Origin of the sequence: Micromonospora sp. NPDC000442 (assembly GCF_042898635.1) — a bacterium.
GTDB lineage: Bacteria > Actinomycetota > Actinomycetes > Mycobacteriales > Micromonosporaceae > Micromonospora.
The window spans coordinates 97,547-112,233 of record NZ_JBIAYZ010000012.1 but is presented as its reverse complement, the minus strand read 5'-3'; the positions used below and the strand labels follow the sequence as shown (position 1 = coordinate 112,233).

General features: G+C 73.1%; 13 protein-coding genes and 1 riboswitch. Of the genes, 3 read left to right on the top strand and 10 right to left on the bottom strand.

The window, feature by feature from the left end; genetic code table 11:
* Positions 1-104 precede the first annotated feature (104 nt).
* Complete coding sequence (locus ACFY2A_RS20235; protein WP_387173709.1) at positions 105-2,957, top strand: LuxR C-terminal-related transcriptional regulator; 2,853 nt, start codon at positions 105-107, stop codon at positions 2,955-2,957.
* A gap of 92 nt (positions 2,958-3,049) precedes the next feature.
* On the opposite strand, the gene ACFY2A_RS20230 is transcribed toward ACFY2A_RS20235, so the two are convergent.
* The 4 genes from ACFY2A_RS20230 to ACFY2A_RS20215 form a co-directional block, all read right to left on the bottom strand.
* A complete protein-coding gene (locus tag ACFY2A_RS20230) occupies positions 3,050-3,595 on the bottom strand; it encodes a DsbA family protein (RefSeq protein ID WP_387173707.1) in 546 nt (181 codons plus the stop codon).
* Positions 3,596-3,671: 76 nt separating this feature from the next.
* A complete protein-coding gene (locus tag ACFY2A_RS20225; RefSeq protein ID WP_387173554.1) occupies positions 3,672-4,361 on the bottom strand; it encodes a BON domain-containing protein in 690 nt (229 codons plus the stop codon).
* Between the two features lie 339 nt (positions 4,362-4,700).
* Positions 4,701-5,114, bottom strand: a complete 414-nt coding sequence (locus ACFY2A_RS20220; protein WP_363923186.1) for a hypothetical protein — start codon at positions 5,112-5,114, stop codon at positions 4,701-4,703.
* 206 nt (positions 5,115-5,320) lie between these two features.
* On the bottom strand, positions 5,321-5,470 hold the full coding sequence (locus ACFY2A_RS20215; protein WP_281564110.1) for a hypothetical protein: 150 nt from the start codon (positions 5,468-5,470) through the stop codon (positions 5,321-5,323).
* A 337-nt stretch (positions 5,471-5,807) separates the two neighbouring features.
* On the opposite strand from ACFY2A_RS20215, the gene ACFY2A_RS20210 reads away from it, so the two are divergent.
* A complete protein-coding gene (locus ACFY2A_RS20210; RefSeq protein ID WP_093401327.1) occupies positions 5,808-6,173 on the top strand; it encodes an STAS domain-containing protein in 366 nt (121 codons plus the stop codon).
* A gap of 26 nt (positions 6,174-6,199) precedes the next feature.
* Here the strand turns inward: ACFY2A_RS20210 and surE are convergent, their stop codons facing one another.
* The 6 genes from surE to ACFY2A_RS20180 all read right to left on the bottom strand — a co-directional run bounded on the left by surE (position 6,200) and on the right by ACFY2A_RS20180 (position 13,793).
* Positions 6,200-7,024 carry a 5'/3'-nucleotidase SurE gene (gene surE, locus ACFY2A_RS20205; protein ID WP_387173551.1) on the bottom strand — a complete coding sequence of 275 codons (825 nt, stop codon included), beginning with the start codon at positions 7,022-7,024 and terminating at the stop codon, positions 6,200-6,202.
* On the bottom strand, positions 7,021-8,001 hold the full coding sequence (locus ACFY2A_RS20200) for a 1-phosphofructokinase family hexose kinase (RefSeq protein WP_387173549.1): 981 nt from the start codon (positions 7,999-8,001) through the stop codon (positions 7,021-7,023). The genes surE and ACFY2A_RS20200 overlap by 4 nt, the downstream gene beginning before the upstream one ends.
* 218 nt (positions 8,002-8,219) lie before the next feature.
* A complete protein-coding gene (locus ACFY2A_RS20195) occupies positions 8,220-9,323 on the bottom strand; it encodes a coiled-coil domain-containing protein (protein WP_387173547.1) in 1,104 nt (367 codons plus the stop codon).
* Between the two features lie 4 nt (positions 9,324-9,327).
* Positions 9,328-9,459: riboswitch (cyclic di-AMP (ydaO/yuaA leader) on the bottom strand.
* A 153-nt stretch (positions 9,460-9,612) separates the two neighbouring features.
* The gene (locus ACFY2A_RS20190) at positions 9,613-10,530 is read right to left on the bottom strand and encodes a cation diffusion facilitator family transporter (RefSeq protein WP_387173545.1); all 918 of its coding nucleotides are present in this window, start codon (positions 10,528-10,530) and stop codon (positions 9,613-9,615) included.
* 91 nt (positions 10,531-10,621) lie between these two features.
* Complete coding sequence (locus tag ACFY2A_RS20185; protein ID WP_387173543.1) at positions 10,622-12,736, bottom strand: HelD family protein; 2,115 nt, start codon at positions 12,734-12,736, stop codon at positions 10,622-10,624.
* Positions 12,737-12,869: 133 nt separating this feature from the next.
* Positions 12,870-13,793 carry an alpha/beta hydrolase gene (locus ACFY2A_RS20180; protein ID WP_363923200.1) on the bottom strand — a complete coding sequence of 308 codons (924 nt, stop codon included), beginning with the start codon at positions 13,791-13,793 and terminating at the stop codon, positions 12,870-12,872.
* 148 nt (positions 13,794-13,941) lie between these two features.
* Between ACFY2A_RS20180 and ACFY2A_RS20175 the strand changes: the two genes are divergently transcribed.
* A complete protein-coding gene (locus tag ACFY2A_RS20175; protein WP_387173541.1) occupies positions 13,942-14,598 on the top strand; it encodes a carbonic anhydrase in 657 nt (218 codons plus the stop codon).
* Positions 14,599-14,687: the final 89 nt, after the last annotated feature.

Here is a 14,687-nt window from a genome sequence, read left to right as displayed (position 1 = left end):
GACCGGACGGCGTCGCCGGGTGACCCGGTGGGATCTGCGACGCGTCCGCCCAGCTCATCGCCAGCGTCGCCGCTGGCCGGGTGAACCCGGTTCCCCCGGAAGGGGTGAACCGTCGCGGGTCGGGTAACCGCCCGCCGCAGGGCCGGGGGAGGAAGCACGCGTCCGTGGGGGTGGGCCGGATGCCGGATGACCGCAGCACCGTCCGGGTCGACGCGGCGGTCCGTGCACCGGGCGGCCCACCCCTGCTGGCCTCCCGGCTGGCACCCGCCGTGCCGGGAGAACCGATGGTCCTGCGGCCCCGGCTGGCGCGGTTGCTCGACGAGGCGGTGACCCGCCCGGTCACCCTGCTCCGGGCACCTGCTGGCTGGGGCAAGACCACACTGCTGGCCACCTGGTGGCGGTCGCGGCAGGAGGCTGCGCCGGAGTTGCTGGTGCCGGCCTGGGTGTCCGTTGAGGCGGGTGACGACCCGGACCGCCTCTGGTCGTATCTCGGTGCCGCGCTGCGCTCCGTCGTGGACCCGGCGGAAGCGCCGCTGCCCGACCGGGCACCGCGTCCGGACGAGTTGGAGATCCTTGCCGCCGCCCTGGCCACCCGGGAACGGCCCCTGGTGCTGATCGTCGACGACCTGCACCGGATCACCGAACCGGCGGCGCTGGCCGGTCTGGAGTTCCTGCTGCGCCACAGCGAGCAGCGGCTGCGGCTGGTGGCGGCCGGGCGGACCGGTCCGCCGCTGGCGGTGCATCGGCTGCGGCTGGCCGGGGAGTTGACCGAGATCGGCCCGGACGACCTGGCATTCACCGGCGACGAGATCGCCGACCTGCTCACCGCGCACGGGGTGGCGGTGCCGGCCGCCGCGGTGGCCCGGCTGCGGCAGCGGACCGGGGGCTGGGCGGCCGTGCTGCGGATCGCCGCGCTCGCCCTGCGTGACCAGCCGGACCCGGAGCGCTGGATCAGCGAACTCGGCGCCGACCAGCCGGAGATCGCCGGCTACCTGCGGGCGGAGCCGCTGGCCGAACTGGAGCCGACGGACCGTGAGTTGCTGCGCCGCGCGGCGGTCGTCGACGCCGTCTGCGCCGGCCTCGCCGCCGCCCTCAGCGGCGACGCGGACGCCGAGGAACGCCTGCGCACCCTCGCCGACGACAGCGGTCTGCTCCACCATGACGGCAGCCGGCCGGTGTGGTACCGGTGCCATCCGCTCCTGGCCGATCTGCTGCACCGCGAGCTGGTCCGGCTGCCCGCGGTGGAGTTGCACGACCTGCACCTGCGGGCGGCCGGTTGGTACGCCCACAACGGCCGACCCGCCGACGCGTTGCGCCACGCGCTCGCTGCCGGTGACTGGACCGCCGCCACCGATCTGTTCGTGGTCCGGTGGCCGGAACTGGTGCCCTACGAGCGCCCGGCCGGCGTCGGGCCGGTGCCCGCGTCACCCCCGCCGGAAGCGGTGGAACGCGACCCGGAGCTCGCGCTGGCCTGCGCCGCCGAACGGGCGCTCGACGGCGACACCGGGGCGGCCGTGGCGTACCTGCGGCTGGCCACCGGGCACACCCGGCGGCTGCCGCAACCGCGCCGGTCCCGGTTCGGTCGGCTGGTCACCGCGGTCGAACTCACCCTGGCCCGACTGGCCGGCGACCCGCAGGCCGTACGCGACGCCGCCGCCCGGCTGCTCGCCACGGACGCTGGCCACCCGGCCGACGACCCGCAGCCCGTACCCGCCGTCGCGACGGCGGCCGGCAGCGGTGTGGCCGGGACGCCGGGCCACGCCGGAGAGGCCGCCGACGTGCGCGCTGTGGCCGGTACCGCGCTCGCCCTGCTCGCGTTGGACGAGGGCGACCTGACCGGGGCCGCGACGGGCTTCGCCGAAGCGCTGGCGGCTGCCCGGCAGGCGGCACGTCCGCGCACCGAGCTGGTCTGCGCCAGCCGATGGTCCCTGGTGGCGGCGCTGCGTGGACAGCTTCGCGCCGCCGAGGAGGCGGCCCGGGCGGCGTTGGCCCTGCCGCCCTGCCAGGGCTGGGCGGCCTTGCTCGACTGCGGGTACGCGCAGCTCGCGCTGGCGGTCGTGGCGCTGCACCGGAGCCAGCCGGCGGAGGCCGAGGCACACCTGGGGCTGGCCGCGCCCGCCGGCGGGGAACCGGTGCCCGGCGCGGTGGCCGGTTGGTGCCGCGCGTACCTGCGCCACGACGAGGGTGAGCCGAGCGTCGGCCACCGGCTGCTGGTGGAGGCCCGCACCGGGTGGGGCGCGCGCGGCGGTGAGCTGGGCTCGTGGCTGCGCGCTGCCGAGCTGGACCTGCACAGCGCGCGGGGCGACGTGCAGACCGCCCGGGAGCTGGCCGGCGAGTGGCCGCCCGGGCCGGTGACCGGTGCGGCGGCGGCGCTCGCCGTCGCGGCGGCCCGGACCGAACTGCGGGCCGGTGACCCACGTGCCGCCGACCGTCTGCTGCCGGACTGGACCGCCGCAGCGGCGGCCGACTGGCCGCTGCCGGTACGCCTCGACGCCGCGCTGCTGGCCACGGTGCTGGCCATCCGGGCCGGCGACGACCGTCGGGCGGGCCGGCTGCTGGAGCAGGCGCTCGACCTGGCCGCACCGGAGGATTACCGTCGCCCGTTCCGGCAGGCCGAGCCGGGACTGCGGGAACTGCTCGCCGCCCACCTCGACTCCGGCACCGCCCACTGGTCACTGGTGAGCGACCTGGTACGCGCCGTCGACGCGCCGGCCGGGCAGGGGGCCGGCACGGCCACCGCCGACACGGCGATGGCACCGCTTGACGAGCCGCTCACCGAACGCGAGCTGACGATCCTGCGCTACCTGCAGAGCATCCTCTCCAACGTGGAGATCGCCGCCGAACTGTCGGTCTCCGTCAACACGGTCAAGACCCACGTCCGCAACATCTACCGCAAGCTCGACGCCACCCGCCGTCGCGACGCCGTCCGCCGCGCCCGCCAACTCCACCTCATCTGACCTGTCCCACCCCGGGGCCCCTCCCCGTCGATCATGAAGTTGTTGTGCCCCTGCCCGGCGTGGCGCGACAACAACTTCATGATCAACGGGGGTCAGGGGGTGGCGGCGTCGATGGTGGTGAGGAGGGTGGGTGGGGTGAAGTCGCCGTCGTGGCGGATGTCGTTGACGAAGAGGGTGGGGGTGGCGTCCACCCCGCTGCGGATGGCACCGACGAAGTCGTGTCGGATCCGGTCGCCGTGCGCGTGCCGTCCGATTTCCGCCTCCACCTCGTCGACGGGCAGGCCGAGCTGCTCGACACCGAGCGTCAGGTGCACCGGATCCAACTGGTCCTGGTGCTCGTAGAGCCAGTCGTGCATCTCCCAGAACCGACCCCGCCGTCCGGCCGCCTCGGCGGCCTCGGCGGCCCGTTCGGCGTACGGGTGCATGTTGGTGATCGGGAAGTGGCGGTAGACGTGACGGACGGTGTCGGCGCGCTGCTGCAGCACCTCCGTCAGGTTGGCGTGGGCGAGACCGCAGAAGGGGCATTGGAAGTCGCCGTACTCGACGATCGTCACCGGTGCGTTCAGCGGACCACGGACGTGGTCGTGCTCCGTGACGGGTGCGCGGAGTCGCGCAGTGACCTGTAGGGGCGTGGTCAGCTGATCGGTCATACCCCCCAGCCTCGGACCGGGTCGGGTGAGCGCGACTCACCCGACCCGGGTGGTTCCGGTCGGCTCAACGGAGCACCGGGGCGACCGCGATGTGGTTCTGCACCTCGCGGATGCCGGGGGCGGACCAGACGACCCGTTCCACCTCGGCGCGTTCGGGCATCGAGTGCACCAGCCCGCCGAGCAGCACCGTGTCGCCGTGTACGCGTACCGTCACCTGTTCCGCGTCGGTGGCGCGGTTGCGGGCCAGCGCGTCGACGATGCGCCGGGCCAGGAGGGCGCCGTCCGGGCGTACCGGCGGCCGGACGCTCATGCCGTTGCTGACCCCGCGTACGCCGGTCAGTTGGCCGACGGCCTGCTCGGCGGCGCGGCGCTGGTACTCCCACTCGACCTCGCCGTGCAGGGTGACCCAGCCCTGGGAAACCGTCACGTCGAGCGCGTCGACCGGCACGAACGCCTGCCACTGCAGGGCGTGCTGGACCGCGGCGGCAATCTCCGGGTCGGTGCGTTCGGCCCCGGTCACCAGTCGCACCGCGAGGTCGTTGGCCACCGCCCGCACCTGCGTGACCCGGTGCGCGGCGCGCTCGGCCGCCCACTTCTTCGCGTAGCTGTCGACCCGCCCGGTCAGCGTCACCACGCCCTCGGTGACGGCGACCCCGATCTCGTGTGGCCGGACCCGGGGCTCCCAGTCGAGTTCGTCCAGCACCGCGGACTGGATCTCCTGGTCGGTACGGTTGATCGTCGAGATGCTGGCCATCGGTCGCTCCCTTCCCACCAGGGTGGCGCGGACTTCGTACCGGAGATGGCGCGAACTCCCCACCGGACTGGTGTGAACTCCTCGTCACGATGGCGGGAATTGGCGCGCCGTCACGCTGCCCCGGTTCCGTGTCGCGGAGCGCGCGGGCCGGCGTGCCAGGTCCGCCGCGACCGAGCCTGGTTACCGTGCGGGTGAGCCGGCCTCACCCGCACCGGACGAGGTCGGCCCGCCCCGACCGGAACCGCACGAAGGTTCCGGCTGGTGAGAGGGCGATGGGTGGCAGCACGACGGGCCCCGCCCGACCTCATCGGTCGGTGGGGCCCGTCGTCGCGGAGACCGTCAGGTGACGGGATTGGTCGGGTCGGCGGGGGAGTCGGGCCGGTCGACGTCGACGAACTCGATGTCCTCCAGGGCCCGGTCACGGCTGCCGGCGGCGCGTGCGGCGGTGCCGGCGGCCCAGCCGACCGCGGCACCGACCAGGGCGGCACCGATCAGCAACGTCCACGGCAGCGCCGGGCGGCGTCCGGCGAGCGCGTCGAAGGCGCGGCTGGCGCGGTGGCGGGCCTCCTCGGCGGCCGACTCGACCAGGTCACCGGCGTCGCCGGCGAAACCGGCGGAGCTGTGTCGGGCGGTGCGGGCAGTGTCTCGGATGCTGTCGCCGGCGTTGTTCACCGCCGAGACGAGGTGTTGCCACGCCTGGTCCGCGATCCGCTCCGGCTTGCTGCGGCGCTCCAGCAGATGTGTTCCGAACATTGTGGTTCCCTCCTCGACAGTGCCGGAGCCGGTGCACGCATCAGCTGTCGGCGGCGTTGTCCGGCCGGTGGCGGTTCGCATCGAGGCTGTGCCCGAACCGGCCCGGCCGCAAACCAGCGAAACTCTCGCCCCGGCCCGAAACGCCGGTGCGTTCCCCGGTGCGTTGCGGTCCGGACCGCACCGGGGCGACGCCGTGGGGGGCAGGGTCAGCGGACGACGACCGCCACCACCGCGGCGCGGGCGAAGTCGTCGTCATCGTCATCGTCGTCGTCACCGTCACCGCCGCCGAACCCGCAGGCAAGTACGAGGGCGAGTAGTGCACTGACACCGGCGAGCGCGGCGAGTCTGCGGAGCATGATGTCGTCCTCCCGTCATAGGGGTCACCCGTGATGCTAGGCACACCACGCCAGTGTCGCGCACCGAGCGCAGGTCAGGCCGGTTGTCGTGGGGCACGCCGGTAGTGCCGGGAAACGACGGGGATGGCGTCGGCCCGCTACCCTGGTTCGGCGGCGTCGGCAGAGGCCGACGCCGAGTGATAAGGCCAATAAAGTTCGGATATGGGTGATTTGCTGTGCCCGCATCCGTGAATTGCTCATCCCGAGGGGTGGCGACCGAGGCGGTTGAAGGAATACTGTCGGTCGCGGCCCGCGTACTGATGAGGCGCCCGTCGTACGGGCGAGTGGAGGTGCTCGCGTGAGCCTGTCGATCCTGCAGACGGTTCGGCCCGGTGGTGTCATCGAGATCGCCCCTCGGGGCGAGATCGACGTCGACACCGCGTACGAGGTGAAAGAGGCCATCGCCGAGGTGCTGGCCAAGGGGCGTCCGGCCCGGATCGAGCTCAACATGCGGCTGGTCACCTTCATCGACTCGGTGGGCATCAGCGCGATGGTCGCCGGCTTCCAGACCGCCGAGGTCAGCGGGGTGAAGCTGATCGTCACCGAGCCGAGCCGGTTCGTGCACCGGCAGCTCTGGGTGACCGGCCTGCTCGGTCTCTTCGGCGCACCCGAGCCCTACTACGCCGGGGCTGCCACGGCTCCCGAGGTGCTTCCCGGGGCCTGACCGCCTCGACTACCGCGCGGCCCTGATCACTCCCCGTCGAGGCCGGACAGGTCCACGTCGGCCACCTCGGTGACCGCCCGGACCGCGGTCACCGAGGCATAGCCGTCGGCGAGCAGAGCGAGGTCCGTGCCGGGCTGTACCGCCTGTCCCGGCTCCTCCAACGAGGTACGCACGAAGCCGTGCCCGGATTCGGCGACGGTCATCTGCACCTGGCCGAAGGTCGCCAGGGTGGCCTGGCGTACCCCACGCAGTCGACCCAGCGGTAGATCCGGCGCGTTGACGTTGAGCACGCTCTCCGTCGGCGCGGCGGTCAGTCGGGGCAGCAGATCCAGGGCGACGCGGGCGGCGGTGGCCCAGTTCCGTTCGGCGTCGCGTACCTGGGCGGCAGCCGCCACCGCGGCACCGCCGCTGGCCGCGGTGGCCTCGCCGGCCGAGAGCACGTCCAGCGACACCGCCATCGCCCGACAGCCGTTCGCCGCGGCGGTGAAGGCGGCACCCACGGTGCCGGAGTGCAGCACCGCGCGCCCCGCGTTGGCGCCCCGGTTGATGCCGGACAGCAGCACCGACGGTGGTGGTCCGAAGGCACCGTGCACGGCGATGAGGGCGATGAACCCGGGCGAGCCGCCGACGCCGAACGCCGGCACCCCGTCGAGTTCCGGCAGCGGATGTTCGCGGACCACCACCTGCCCGTCCTGCTCCATGGCGCTCATCGCGGCGCTGGTGCCGCTCGCCTCCTCCAGCGGGGCGGCCACCACCACGTCCAGGCCTCGGTCGACGGCTGCCCGGGCCAGCGCCTGGATTCCCGGCGCGGCGATCCCGTCGTCGTTGGTGATCAGCACCCGCAGCGTCATCGGCCACCCGCCCGTTGTGCCAGTTCGTCGGGGGTGGTCCGCTCCTGTGGACGGCTGCCCGCCGGTTCCAACCGGACCCGGTCGACGAGGCCGTTGATCGAGTCGAGGCGGCCGGTGCCGAGGCCGTGTCGGGTGACGTTGAGCGCGCCGGCTGCCGCGCCGGTACGGATCGCCGTGCGGACATCGCCACCCCGGGCCACCACGGCGGCCACCCCGGCGGTCATCGAGTCGCCCGCCCCGCGCGGGTCGGCCGCCTCCAGTCGCGGCATCTGCACCTCGAACACCTCGCCGTCGACAAGCGCCAACGCGGGCTTGTCGGCCCGGCTGACCACCACGTTCTCGGCACCGGAGGCGTGCAGGTCGTACATCGCGCGGGTGAGCTGTTCCTCGTCGTCACCGTCAGCCCGCCCGTCGGTGATCAGTTCCTCGTGACTGACCTTGAGGAAGAAGACGCCGCTCTCCAGAACTGCGGCGAGATGCTCGCCGCAGAGGTCCACCACCACTCGGCCACCGTTGGCGCCGAGATCGGCGGCGAAGCGCCGGTAGAGGTCGGCCGGGACCAGTGACGGATGGTTCGGCCCGCTCAATACGCTGACCGGCGCGCGCAAGCCCTCGCCGAGTGCGAGGTTGTACAGCTCGTCCAGCTCGTGCCGGCTCAACGGCTGGCCGACCACGTCGACGATCTCCCGACGGGTTCCCTCGCGGCGGTCGTGCACGTACCCGCCGGTGCCGCCGGAGTCGCGGGCCACCACCTTGAGGTCGACTCCCTCGCTGACCAGCAACGGCTCCAGTACCTGCCCGACCTCGCCGCCGAGCGCCGCGCAGAGCACCACGTCGACGCCGAGGGACAGCACCATCCTGGCCTGCCACACCCCCTGCCCGCCCGGGTGCAGGTGCAGCTCCGGCGCGTCGCTCGGCTGGTCGATGGTCACGGTCAGCAGCGGGGTCGGGGCGAAGATCATGACGCGGTCGCTCATGACCGCTCCCCGTTGTCCGTACCGCCGTCGCGCCTGGCGATTCGCTCGTTCATGGGGCGTCCCTCCCGTTAGCGGACAAATACCGCTTCCTGGTACGACGGTAACCAAGGAGACGCGTCAACGCGCGCCGAAGGGACGGTGCCCCGCCGCCCAGCGGTGGAAACGCAGCGCCGGGTGAACCGCTCGTGAAGAGCGGCTCACCCGGCGCGACGATGGACTCAGTACACCGACAGGTGGACGTGGTTGGTGTGGTCGCTGGACGGGTCACCCCGGGCGCCGCTGTACGACTTCCAGCCGCTGCTGGGCAGCCAGATCTGCCTGTACCAGATCACGTAGAGCACCGCGAGCCGGTCGGCGTTGTTGACGAAGTACGCCGCCAGGTTGTTGCCGTAGGACCGGTCGCCACCGGTCGCGTCCCCACCGAAGCCGTTCTTCTGGGCCGCGAAGTCGCAGGCCCGGCCCTTCGGGTGCTCGCCCGAGCCGCCGGAGCGGTAGCAGGAGACGTACCGGGTGAAGCCGGCCGACTTGGCCTGCTTCAGCGCGTGCAGGGTGCGTGGGGTGATGCAGCCGTTGGCCGGGGTCGGGTCGTTGACGCTGCACGACTCCGACGGCCATGACCCGTCCGAGTTACGGGGAGCGGGCTTGGCGGTGGGGCTCGACCCGCTGCTGCGCGACGGTGACCGGGCGGCCCGTTCGGCGGCCCTGGCCCGCTCGGCCGCCTCGTCCCGCTCGATGGACACGGTCAACGCCCGCTCGGCCTGGTCCTTGCGCTTGGCCATCACGGCCACCTGCTTGCGCTGTTCCTGGATCTCCGCGTCCAGCGCCTGCTTGGTGGCGCCGACCTCGTCTCTGGCGGTCTGGAGCTCGCGCAGTGCGCGATCCTCGTTGGCGGCCACCACGTCCAGCGCCGCCGCCCGGTCCATGAAACCGGCCGGTGAACCGCTGTTGAGCAGCGCCGACGCGGCACCCAGTCGCCCGGTGCGGTACGCCTGCGCGGCGATCTCGGCGACCTTGGTGCCGCGCTCGGCGACCTGGCTCTCGGTCGTCTTGAGCTGCTCGGCAAGCTGCTTCTGACGCTTCACCGAGCGGTTGAGCGCGGTCTTGGCGTCGAGGTAGCCCTTGCTGGCGGCCTCCAGTTGAGCCCGGAGTGCCGGGGTGCCACCCTCGTCGTCCACATCGCCCGGAGCTGCCGCCCGCAATTGCTGCGGTGCCGCGACGGCTTGGGTGAAGGGGGCCAGCGCGACGCCGAGGGTGAGGGCGAGCGCGGCGGCGATCAGGGCCGCCGTACGGGCGGCCGGTCTTACCGTTGCCACTGCTGGCATGCACATTTCCTTCCGTCAGCCGCCGACCGGGTTAGCTGACGGGTTCGGGACGGAAGATCCCTACCGCTGACGCGGATACACCCCAGGAACATGGTTCCCCGGTTCGCCCTGGCGGGCGATTAGGCGGCGGCCGCCGCCGGCACCGGTGGGCGCCGCCTGGCGGAGGCCGGGTCCGAGCCTACCGGTGCCCATGTGACCGGTGCAGCTGCTGTTACCGCTGGTGTTCAGTTGTTGACTAGTAGACCAGAACAAAAGCGGACGATAACCCCTTTCCGGTCGATTGCTCCGGTCACCACCGCGCCGCCCCGCAGTCCCCCGGATCCGATCGCGGCTCGACCTGCAGTGTCGCGTGCTCGATCTGGAAGTCCTCGTGCAGCGCCGAGCGGGCCGCTGCCAGCACGGCGCCGACGTCGGCGCCCGGGCTGACGGTCAGGTGCGCCGAGGCGACCTCCATGCCGGAGGTCAACGTCCAGACGTGCAGGTCGTGGACGCCGGCCACGCCCGGCACCGCGGCCAGCCGGTCGTACACCGCGGTGACCTGAAGGTGTTCCGGCGCGGCCTGGACAAGGATGCGTACCGCCGCCCGGCCCAGGCGCCACGTCCGGGGCAGAATGAACGTGGCGATCGCCACCGCGACCAGCGGGTCGGCCCACCACCAGTCGGTCACGGCGATCAGCAGGGCGGCCGCGATCACGCCCAGCGAGCCGAGTAGGTCCGCCAGCACCTCCAGGTAGGCACCGCGCAGGTTGATGCTCTCCCGCGCCCCCGGGCGCAGGAGAGCGAACGCGGCGATGTTGGCGAGCAGGCCGAGGGCCGCCACCACCAGTACCGGGCCGGCGAGCACCTCGGGTGGATCGCCGAACCGGCGTACCGCCTCGACCAGCACGTACACCGCGACGCCGGAGAGCAGTACCGCATTGGCCAGGGCCGCGAGCACCTCCAGCCGGTAGAGCCCGAAGGTGCGTTGCGGGTCGGTGTCGGCCCGTCGGGTGGCGGCCACGGCCGCGAGAGCCATCCCGATGCCCAGCACGTCGGTGAACATGTGCCCGGCGTCGGAGAGCAGGGCCAGCGAACCGGTCCGTAGAGCGGTGGCTGCCTCGACCAGCGTCAGCGCGCTGAGCAGGGCGAATGCTGCCCACAGCCGGCCGGAGTGGCGGTGCGCGGCGTTCGACACCGCAGCATGGTGGTGGTCATGGCCGGCACCCACCCAGACACCTTGCGTCGTCCGCCGGGCCGGGGACGGAGCTATGCCAACATCGCTATGTGTGCAATCGTCGGGTGGCTCGCGGTGCTCGGGCTCAACCGGTCGGGTCGACGGTGGTCAACCGCTGAGTGGCCCGGGACAGCGCGACGTAGAGGGTACGGACACCGGAGCCGGGCTCCGCCCGGATCTCGGCCGGGGCGACCAGCACCACACCGTCGTACTCCATGCCCTTGGCCTCCAGGCTCGTCACCACCTGCAACCGCTCCCCGCCCAGCGCCCCCAGCCAGACCGCGACCTGGTCCCGGCGGGGCACCGGCGTGATCACGCCGACGGTGCCCTCGACCTCGCCGAGCAGGGCGCTGACGGCCGTCACGACGGTGGTCTCCAACTCGGGCGCCCGCACCTGGAGCTGGACCGGATCGATCCCGGTGGAACGGACTGCGGTGGGCAACGCGAGATCCGGGTACGCCCGCCGGATCTCGGCCGCCGCCACCGCGAAGATCTCCGCCGAGTTGCGGTAGTTCGTGGTGAGGGTGAACCGGTGCCGCCGACGGCGACCCAGCGCCTGGTCGCGGGCCCGGGCCAACTCCTGTGGATCCCCCGTCCAGGCGGTCTGTGCCGGGTCACCCACCACCGTCCAGGACGCCAGCCGCCCGCGTCGGCCGACCATCCGCCACTGCATCGGTGAGACGTCCTGGGACTCGTCGACCACCAGGTGGGCGTAGTCGCGATAGTCCTCGGGCCGTTCCCGGGCGGCCTGCCGGGCGGCCCGTTGCCGGTCGGCGAAGGTGCTCAGCTCGCGCACCCCGCCGGCCAGCTGGAACGGGTCCCGCTTCCGTTTGGCGGGGCGCATCGGCTTGCCGAGCAGCGCGTCCAACTCGTCCAGCAGCGCGACGTCGGCGACGGACGGGCCGTCTTGGGCCAGCCCCCGGTACGCCGCACCGAGCAGCCGGATCTCGGCGCCGGAGAGCAGGCCGCCGGCGTACCGGCGCAGCCGCTGCGGATCGGCCAACCAGGCGAGCACGTGCCGCGGATGCAGCCGTGGCCACCACGCCTTCAGGAAGTCACGGAAGTCCGTCCGGTCGATCAGCTCGTCCTCGAAGGCGCGCTGCTCGGGCAGCCCGGCGATGCCCAGCCGGCGGGCCTGCGCCCAGAGCCCGGCGAGCACGCCGTCGAAGCCGGCCCGACGCACCTCGTTGCGGCGGGCACCGCGGGGCAGCGCGCGCTCCCGGATGGCGTCCAGTTCGGCCCGCTCCAGTCGCAGCAGCGTGCCCCGGTACAGCAGGCGCAACTCGGTCGGGGAGTCGGGCACCGCGTCCCGGGCCGCCCGTTCCAACACCCGGCGCATCCGCAGCGACCCCTTGACCGCCGCCACCTCGGGTGGGTCGGTGCGGGTGGCCATCACCCCGGGGAAGAGGCTGCCCAGCGAGTGCAGGGTGGCGGTGTCCTCGCCCAGCGACGGCAGCACCGAGGCGATGTACTCGACGAAAACCGAGGAGGGGCCGATCACCAGGATGCCGCCGCCGGCATACCGGCTGCGGTCGGCGTAGAGCAGGTACGCCGCGCGATGCAGCGCCACCGCCGTCTTGCCGGTGCCCGGGCCTCCGGAGACGAGGGTGACCCCCGAGCCGGGGGAGCGGATCGCCTCGTCCTGCTCGCGCTGGATGGTGGCCACGATGTCCCGCATGCCCCGACCGGTGGTTCGGGACAGGGTGGCCAGCAGCGCACCGTCCCCGACCACCGGCATGTCCGGTGGGGCGGCGTCCGGGTCCAGCAGGTCGTCCTCGATCCGGGTGACCCGCTCACCGCTGGACTGGATCGTCCGGCGCCGGACGACGCCGAGCGGCTCGGCCGGGGTCGCCTGGTAGAAGGCGGCGGCGGCCGGGGCCCGCCAGTCCACCACCAGGGTGGTGGCGTCCTCGTCGCGGATACCGAGTCGCCCGACATAGAGGGTCTGCCCGTCACGCAGGTCGAGCCGGCCGAAGACCAGCCCCTCGTACTCGGCGTCGAGCAGGTGGCGTCGCTGCGCGGCGTGGAAGACCATGGCGTCGCGCTCGACCAGCGCACCGAAGTTGCCGACCCGGGCGAGCCGGTAGCCCTCCCGTTCCGCACGAACCGCGGATCGGCGCAGCTCGGCCAGTCGCGCGTACACCCGGTCGAGATGCCGTTGCTCGGCGGCGATCTCCTGATCCAGGGTGCTCTGGTCCACCGCTCGCTCTCCTCGTGACGCCGCCCGGCCAACCGCACGAGATTACGCCCCGCGTCCCAGGGCGCTTCCCCCGGATCTTCGCCGACCTGCGACGGACCCGGCGGCAGGGCACCGTGGCCGCAGCGGGTGGCGGTCAGCCGAGGACGCGCTGCCCGGCCGGGAGGTCATCGAGGACCCGGCGCAACACGCCGGCCAGGGCGGCGTTGACCTCCTCCGGCCGCTCCATCATCAGCATGTGCCCGGCACCGGAACAGACGGTCAGCTCGGTGGCGGGTAGCGCGGCGGCGATCGACTCCGCGCACGGCGGCGGGGTGAGCCGGTCCCGGTCGCCGACCAGCGCCGCCGCCGGCAGGTGAGCCAGCGCGGTGAGCGTCGCCAGCCGGTGCTGGGTGCCGATGGAGGCCCGGAACCCGCCGATCGACCGGAGCGAGGCGCGGGCCACCGCCGAGGTGACCAGTCGGATGTCCGTGGGGTCGCAACGGTCGCCGAAGAGCATCCACCGGATGCTCGGGCGTAGCGCGCGCAGCAGGGCCCGAGGCGGTCGCCAGGCGCCGCAGCGGGCGAGGACCCCGGCTCCGGTGGTTTCGGCCAGCCGGATGATCCGGGCGATCCGGGGAGAAAGGCCGTAGACGGTGTGGGTGTGCCCCTCGGCGGTGGTGGAGACGAAGACCAGACCGGCGGTGCGTCGGGAGAAGTGGCCCGGGTGGCGGTGCGCGTACTCCATGATTGTCATGCCGCCCATCGAGTGACCGACAAGCACCACCGGGCCGGTGGGCGCCACCGTGTCCAGCACCGCGGCCAGGTCGTCACCGAGTTGGGCCAGGGTGGCCGTGGGCAGCGCCATACAGCTGGACCGGCCATGACCACGCGCGTCGTAGGTGACCACCCGGACCGAGCCGAACGTCTCGCGGAGGGCGGCGAGTTGCCGGTGCCAACTGCGTCCGTCCAGGGTCCAGCCGTGCAGCAGCACGGCGGTCACCTCGGCGTCGGTCGGGCCGGTGGTCTCCACGTGCAGGCGTACGTCGTCGCCCAGCCGTACCTCGGTCGGCTCCGGCATCGCCACCTCCCCACGGCGCACGGATGCGTAACACCGGGGATACCCGGTGGTAACACCGGCTACCCGCCATGACAACACGCCAACCCGGGTGTTGAGAAGATCTCGTCGATCGGCTCCGTCCGGGCGACGGCCCGGCCAGGCTTAGGAGATGGCATCCACGGGGGGAGTACCCGCCGGCTCCGCGCTCGCCGGCCAGGCCCGCGGCGGCACCCCGCGCGCGGCCCTGGCCGAACTGCTCGCCGGTAACCGGCGCTTCGTCAGCGGGCAGCCGGTGCACGGCCACGACGTGACCGCAGCGGCCGCCACCGCCTCCGGCGACCAGCAGCCGTACGCCGTGGTGCTGGGCTGCATCGACTCGCGGGTGCCGTTGGAGGCGATTTTCGACCAGACGTTCGGCTCGATCTGTGTCATCCGCACCGGGGCGCACGTGCTGGACCGGGCGGTGCTGGGTTCGATCGAGTACGTGGTGGAGGTGTTGGGCGTACCGCTGGTGATGGTGCTGGGCCACGAGCGGTGCGGCGCGGTGCAGGCGACCGTCGATTCGCTGCGTACCGGCCGGCGTCCGGCCGGTGCGCTGGCCCATCTGGTCGACCGGATCGCGCCGGCGGTCACCGAGGTGGGGATGGACGAACCGAACCTGCTGCCCCTCGCGGTCCGCCGGCACGTGGTCCGCACCGTGGCCGCACTGCGCGCCGACCCGAGGCTGGCGCCGCCGGTCGCCGCCGGCCGGGTCGCCGTCGCCGGGGCCCTCTACGACCTCGCCACCGGCGAGGTCGCCCTGCTGGATCCGCCGGAACGGACCTGACAGACCGGGCCGGCCGCAGCGGCCGTGAGTTCTCCGGCCGTCGCTGCGAACGGTGAACGCCCGCCGGGCGCGACCCGACGGGCGTTCAC

What these genes read in the sequence shown, in the direction of transcription:
- ACFY2A_RS20225 (WP_387173554.1), bottom strand. Translation starts at nt 4,361, where the DNA reads ATGGCCAGCATCTCGACGATCAACCGTACCGACCAGGAGATCCAGTCC.
- ACFY2A_RS20220 (WP_363923186.1), bottom strand. Translation starts at nt 5,114, where the DNA reads ATGTTCGGAACACATCTGCTGGAGCGCCGCAGCAAGCCGGAGCGGATC.
- ACFY2A_RS20215 (WP_281564110.1), bottom strand. Translation starts at nt 5,470, where the DNA reads ATGCTCCGCAGACTCGCCGCGCTCGCCGGTGTCAGTGCACTACTCGCC.
- surE (WP_387173551.1), bottom strand. Translation starts at nt 7,024, where the DNA reads ATGACGCTGCGGGTGCTGATCACCAACGACGACGGGATCGCCGCGCCG.
- ACFY2A_RS20200 (WP_387173549.1), bottom strand. Translation starts at nt 8,001, where the DNA reads ATGAGCGACCGCGTCATGATCTTCGCCCCGACCCCGCTGCTGACCGTG.
- ACFY2A_RS20195 (WP_387173547.1), bottom strand. Translation starts at nt 9,323, where the DNA reads ATGCCAGCAGTGGCAACGGTAAGACCGGCCGCCCGTACGGCGGCCCTG.
- ACFY2A_RS20180 (WP_363923200.1), bottom strand. Translation starts at nt 13,793, where the DNA reads ATGCCGGAGCCGACCGAGGTACGGCTGGGCGACGACGTACGCCTGCAC.
- ACFY2A_RS20175 (WP_387173541.1), top strand. Translation starts at nt 13,942, where the DNA reads ATGGCATCCACGGGGGGAGTACCCGCCGGCTCCGCGCTCGCCGGCCAG.